A 6,780-nucleotide genomic window follows, 5' to 3' on the forward strand; every position below is an offset into this window, starting at 1 on the left:
TCTCCCCAGGCGCCGTAGCTGGCCGCCCAGGTGATCTCGCCGGCCTTCTCTCCGTTGCCATCCACCAGCCCGATCGGCGTGCCCAGGTGGTCGCACAGGTAGTGCCGGATGGTGAGCGGGTTGCCCGCTGCCTGGGCCTGTCGCTCGGCCTGCAACTGGCTCACGCTGCCCGCCATGGCCTGCGCCAGATCCTGCGGCATGTGCTTTTGCACCAGGGCCAGTGCCTGCGCGCCGCTGGCGGGGTCCAGCACGGTGTTCAGCGCCGCCTGCACCATCTCCCGCTGCGCCCGCGGCATGGCCGCGAAGCTGTCCGCCGCATCCGTGGCGTCTTCGCCCGGCTCTGCTTGCATCAGCAACTGCACCGCATCTTTGGCCCCCTGCCTGCGCTGCAGCTGCAGCAGCGGCACGAAGCTGGCCGGCTCGTACACCGTGTGCCGGATGCCTTGCCCATCTTGCGTATGCACCAGCCGGTCGCCGTCCCAGCCGTAGTGGGTGCTCTCCCGACGTCCTTCGCGGACCACGGCCTTGCCCAGACGCCGCCCGAACGCGTCGTAGCGGTAGCGCGCCACCGGCGTCCAGCCCGGCTCGCCCAGCGCCTGCTCGGACACCGCCGCCAACTGGTGCAGCGCGTCGTACTCCAGCCGCAGCGTGCGCCCATCGGCGTGCTGCGCCTGCACCCGATTGCCGAAGGCGTCGTAGCGGTACTGCAGGGTGCCCCCCTGCGCACTGGTTCCCGCACCGGCTTCCGCCCCGCCGTTGCTCCAGCCGATGCGGTTGCCCGGCCACTGCTGCACCGGCCCGCCCGCGCGGCCTGGCGCACCGCCCTGCGGCTGCAGCAGATCGAAGCCCGGGTCGTGCAGGTTCTGCTGCACCTGGCTCGCCCAGTCCTGGCGGTCCGCACCCGGGGCCGCGTCCTGGCCCGAGGGGTCCGGCAGCCGGTTGCCCGCCGGATCGAGCCGCCAGCGCCGCTGCTGCACGCCATCGGCGACCGCATGCGCCACGCCGATCAGGCGCTGGTGCACGTCGTAGTGGTAGCGCGTGGCATCCAACGGGGTCTGCACGCCCACCAGTTGGCCCAGCGCGTCGTAGGTGTAGCGGCGCACGGCCAGGGCGGCGAGCGGGCCCGGTGCCTGCGCCGCGCCTGCCGAGGGCAGCCCTTGCCAGTCTTGCTGCAGCAGCCGGCCCATGGGGTCCAGGCGCCGGGTCTGGGTGACTGCGGCATGGACCCGTTGCGCGCCGCCCTCCAGCTGCAGGCTGCGCCCGACCTCCCGGTGCAGCGCATCGCGTTCGATGGCCAGCACCGGGGTCTTGTCCAGCAGCAGCCCGTGCATGTGGCCCGAGCCGTAGGCCAGCCAGTCCAGCTCGCCCAGGCCCTGCAGCTGGCTGCCCAGCCGCTGCCCCAGCGCCCCCAGGCGGTGCGCTATGCGGTGTTCGAACTCGGGCTCTGGCTCGCCGCCCCGCAGGGGCGCGGCATGCGCCTGCCGGTACAGGGTCTGCGCCTCGCCCGTGGACCGGCCGAAGGCATCGCGCTCCAGGGCCACGCGCGTGTCGGCGATGAGGCGCTGGGCCTGCAGGCGCTGCGCGGCTTCGGCCAGGGCCGGATCGGGCTCTGCGGCAGAGGTTGCGCCCAGGGCCAGCAGGGCTTGCAGCAGCGGGGCGGGAACGTCCAGCCATTGCTCGCCCAGGGTCTGGGGTTGGGTCTGGGGGTGGGCGCGGCCTTGTTCTGCCGCCCAGGGCAGGTGCGCGCTCCACGTGCGGGCCACGGCGAGGGCGCCGCGGTCGTCGTACTCGTAGGCCTGGATCTGCAGGCTCTCGCCGCGGTCATGAGCGCTGGTGTCGTTGCCCTGCGCGCTTGGCAGGCCCGGGGAGCGGACCAGGACGCGGGCCACGATGCGCCCGCCCGCATCGTGGTGGTTGCGGCTCCTCACGGTGGCGCCCAGCCCCTGGGCACCCAGCCCTTGGGCGGCCGTCCCCTGCCCGGCCATTCCTTGCCCGGCCATCCCCTGCACGCCCGGGTGGTGGCCCTGCCCGTGCCCGTCGCTCTTGTGCACAAGCTGGCCGGCGGCGTCGTAGCCATAGACCTGCACGCGCCCGTCGAATCCCACCTCTTGCACCAGCCGGTCCTGCACGTCGTGCACGAAGCGGGTGACGGCCTGGTTCTCGTTGATGAGCTCCACCAGACGGCCCGCCACGTCGTAGCGCAGCGCGAATCCCTGGCCGGCCTGGGTTTGCGCGACGACGCGGCCCCACAGGTCGTGCCCGTAGGTGACGGAGGTGCTGGGCAGGGCACTGTGGCCCGCGGCATCCCCCTCCCCCACGGGCTGCGCACTGTGCGTGGCCGCCTGCAATTGGCCGTTCGGGCCCCAGCGGTATTGCACCTGCGAGCCGTCGGGCGCCATGACGCGGGTGGGCCGGCCCGCGCCGTCGTACTGGTAGCGCGTGCGCTGGTTCAGGGCATCGATGCTCTCGCGCACTTCGCCAAAGGCGCCGTAGTGCCAGGCATGCACCCGGCCCGAGCAGTCGGTGTGGCGCGTGAGTTGCCCGCAGCCGTTGTAGGCCAGCTCCTTGCGCCCGCCCTGCGCGTCGATGACGGCCACGGGCTGGTCGCACCAGGGCTGCGTGGCGGGGTCGATGGCGCCCTCGGCCGTCAGGGGGGCGTATTCGAAGCGGGTGGCCAGGGCCGGGGCATCCAGTCCCTGGGGATCGCCCACGGTGACCTGCCGCAGCCGGCCCCAGGCGTCGTAGTCCATGTGGGTTGGCAGCGCCCCCAGGCCCACGCTCTGCAGCAGCAGGCCGTCCTGCGCCGAGCCCGCCTCGCCCCAGCGATGGCGGGTGCTGCGCCCGTCGGGGTGCTGCGTGCCCAGCAGCCGCCCGGCGCCGTCGTAGCGCCACCAGGTGGTGCGCCCCAGCGGATCGGTGTGCGCCACGCGCCGGCCCGCGCCGTCGTAGCGGTCGCGCTGCTCGGCGCCATCGGGCAGCACGAGCCGCACCAGGCGCTTGTCTCCGCCTGCGCCTTCGAAGTGGTAACGGGTGAGCCGGTTCAGGCTGTCGCGCACGCGCACTTCGCTCACCGGCACGGGCTGCAGCATGGGCTGCGGGGTGTCGGGGTCCGGGGTGCCGGGGTCCGGGGTGCCGGGGTCCGGGGTGCCGGGGTCCGTCTCGGACTGGCCGATCGCAGCCGGGGTGGCGGGAGGGATGGCGGGGGGATCGCGGTATTCGAAGAGGTACGACAGTCCCTGCTCGTTGTGCTGCTCCACCACGCGGGCGCCGGGCCGGGGCATGGCCACGCCCTGGTCTTCATAGACGTAGGTGTGCAGCGGTCCGCTGCGCACCCGGTGGCGCACCATGCGGTGCACCCGGTCGTAGCCGAACTCGCGCGTGCGCTGGCCGTCCCGCCCCAGCACCTCCACCAGGTCGCCCGCGCTGTCATACCGGTAGCGCACCAGCGGCACCCGGTAGCCCGGGCCGGTGCAGGCCGCATCCAGCGGGTTGTGCACGCAGTCCACGCCGGTCAGGCGCTCGCCGCTGTCCGGGCCGAGCAGCGGGTGGGCGGTGGCGGTGGTAGTGGCGGTGGTTGGGGCCGCGGCGGCGGCCCCCTCCCGGTCCCGCTCCCGGTTGTAGTGCAGTGCATAGCGCCGCCCGCTGCCGTCGGTGATGCCGGCCAGCCGCCCGTGCTCGTCGTATCCGTAGTGCTGGCTGCGCCCGAAGCGGTCCAGCACCCGGCCCACGCGGTGGTGCCCGTCCTCCCCCGGCCACAGCAGCCACGCGGTGGTTCCGTTGCCCGAGGCGGCGATCACGCACCGCGCGTCGGCCCGGGCCTCTTGGGGCACGTGGGCCCAGCGCGGCTGCCAGGCCCAGGGCTGCAGCTCGCACGGGATGCGCGAGGCAGGCGCGCCGGCAGGCAACGCGCCGCCCGCACCGCCACCTCGCATCAGCCACAGGTCTTCGCTGGCGCTGTACAGCGCTTCGCCGGGCGCCAGCGGCTCGCCGAAGGTGATGGCACGCCCCCCGGTGTCCAGCAGCACGGTGCGCCCTGCCTCCAGCCGCACGGCGATCTCCATGGGCAGCTTCCAGCCGTAGCCCAGCAGCCCGCAGGTCGCCCCGTGCTCTTCGTTCACGTAGCTGCTGTACTGGCGCTGCCACACGAGCGGCATCGGCCCGGGCAGGCTGAAGTCCAGCTCGTCACCGCCCATCAGCACCTTGGCCCCCAGCGCCGGGTTGACGGGGCTGCCCACCGCCATGCCGCCCGGGCACACGGAGCACGCCACGCCCCCCGCCGAGCCGATCAGCACGGTGGCCGAGCCCTGAACGATCGGCCCGCCCTTTTGGGTCATGTCGCTTTGCCGTGCCGCTGGTTTGCCACTCATGCTGCCGCTCTTTCTTGGGATCGTTTGCCGGGTTCAGGCAAGGGGGAGAGGTAAGGTCTTTGCGCCAATCGCCTCGGGGCTTCTGGCCATCGCATCGGGTTTGGGGCCGCGCCAGCGCGCGAAGGCCATGCAGGGCAGTCCCCGCCGGCCCGCCTCAGCAGTTGAGCTTGTCCAGGCTGGACAGCACTTCGATCAGCGCCGGCGTGAGCCGCACGGTGCTCGCCCCGCAGCGCAGGGTGATCTCCTGGTCCGCCTCCAGCGTGATCTGCTGCGCCTTCACAGCCAGCGCCTTGCCCACCTGCAGGCTGTCGCCGCCCGTCACCTGCGCGCTGCGGTCCCCGCCCACGCTCACGCTGTCGTCCTTGCCCACGCTGCGGCTCCAGTGCATGCCCACCAGGTCGTTGCGCACCATGCCGACGTTCACGCTGTAGGCCATGCCGATGTTCATCATCTTGGCCATGCCGACGTTCTGCAGGGCCACCATGCCCACGGTCTCGGTTTTCATCTTCCCGACCTGGATGGTCCAGTTGCTGCCGATCTGGTCTTTCTCGTTCTTGCCGATGGTCTTGCTGCGGTTCTTGCCGATGCTCACCGTCTCGTCGATGCCAACGTCTTCGTTGCGGTTGTCACCGATGGATATCTTTTCGTCGTGGTCCACCCGCTCGGTGCGGTTGGAGTGGATGGTGATGGTCTCGTCGCCATCGACTTCCTCGGTGCGCCAGCCGTGCACGGTGATCTTTTCGTTGCGGTCCACGGTCTCGGTGCGGTCGCGGTGGATGACGTTGGTCTCGTCCCGGTCGATGGTCTTGCGCCGGTCGTTGCCAACCCACTTGTCCTCGTCGTTCTCCACTTCGGTGAGCTGATCCTTTTGCGCATGCAGCCACAGTTGCTCTGCCCCGGCCTTGTCCTCAAAGCGGATGGCGTTGGCATCGCCCGCGCCGTTCTTCAGTCCGTCACCGAAGGCCCCGCCCTTGCTCGACTTGGTCTTGATGCCGGACTGCGTGGCGTTGGCCGGCAGCGCCCACGGCGGCATGTTGTCGGCGTTGTAGACGCAGCCGGTGATGAGGGGGTGGTCCGGGTCGCCATTGAGGAAGTCGACCACGACTTCCATGTTGATGCGCGGGATGAACAGGGCCCCGAAGCCGGAGCCGGCCCAGCTGCTGGAGACCCGCACCCAGCAACTGGAGTTCTCGTTCATGGCGCCGATGCGGTCCCAGTGGAACTGCACCTTCACGCGGCCATACTGGTCGGGCCAGATTTCCTCGCCGGGTGGGCCGACGACCACCGCCGTCTGCGGGCCGGTGGTGCGAGGCTTCGGCGTGGTGCGCTCAGGCGTGTACGGCACGCTGGTGGGCTGGGCCAGCAGGGTGAATCGCTGGAACGAGCCTTCTTCCTGCGCCGTGCCCTTGGGGCCCGGCGCAGCAGCGCTGACCTGGGGGTTTTCCTTGAAGTGGTATTCGAGACCGGTGAGCAGGTAGGCCTGGTTCTGATCTTCCCGCGGGTAGTTCTCCAGCGTGAAGGTGTAGCCCGGGGCCAGCGCCCGGTGGCGCGACTGGCCCCGCACGGTGCTGTGCCCGGTGAGGCTTTCCTGCAGCCGCACCCGGGCATAGGCTTCGCCGTCGCCGAATTCGGTGTACCCGCCCGGCCATTCGTAGACCTCATGGGCGTCGTGCGCGTGCCCCGGCGGGGTCTGGCGCATGTTGGACAGGTCCGCGCGCGGTTTCTTGAAGTCGTAGTCGTCGTTGTAGTGCCGCCCGGAGTGGATGGCCTGGTGCAGCTCCCAGGCGTGGATGTTCTCTTTGTCGGCGACGGCGGCCTTCTCGGGCGGGTAGAACGGGATGACGGCGGCGCCCGCGAGCGGGCTGTGCGAGGCGACGATGTCGTCGGCCAGGGTCAGGATGTGCTGGCCCGCGCTGTGCTGGTGGTAGTAATAGATGCCCTCATGCTCCATCAGGCGCGAGACGAAGGCGCAGTCGGTCTCGCCGTACTGCACGCAGTAGTCCCAGCTGCGATACGCCCGCGTGAGCCGCTTTTGCAGGGGGTGGCCGTATTTGCCGAGCACCTCTTCGATGATGTCGGGCACGGTCTTGTTCTGAAAGATCCGAAAGTCGCTCTTGCGCGTGGCCAGCCACAGCCAGGGCTGCAGGCGCAGGCGGTAGGCGTAATACCGGTGGTCTTCGCCCTGCAGCCCGAACCGGGTGACGATGCCGTCCAGGTACCGCCGACCGCCGCCTTCGGTCTCCACCTCCACCGTGGCGTGCTTGCCCAGCAACGCCTTGGGGTCGAGGGACTTGCTCTCGCTCAGCAGGTCCACATCCAACGCAAACAGCTCGCTCAAAGATTCCCGGCCCTGCAGGCGGCGAAACTGCAGCTGTTCTCCCAATGGCGTTTGGATCGTGACGCGGCGTGTCAT

The 6,780-nt window shown here is 70.8% G+C and carries 2 protein-coding genes; both read right to left on the bottom strand.

All coding sequences use genetic code 11. The features are described 5' to 3' along the window. The coding region (locus tag AVMA1855_RS26345) for a DUF6531 domain-containing protein (RefSeq protein WP_284427988.1) at positions 1-4,367 on the bottom strand (4,367 nt) is incomplete at its 3' end. Between the two features lie 154 nt (positions 4,368-4,521). Then, positions 4,522-6,780, bottom strand: a 2,259-nt coding sequence (locus tag AVMA1855_RS26350) for a type VI secretion system Vgr family protein (protein ID WP_284427989.1), incomplete at its 5' end; no start/stop codon positions are given.

This window comes from Acidovorax sp. SUPP1855 (genome assembly GCF_030158955.1).
Classification (GTDB): Bacteria; Pseudomonadota; Gammaproteobacteria; order Burkholderiales; family Burkholderiaceae_C; genus Paracidovorax.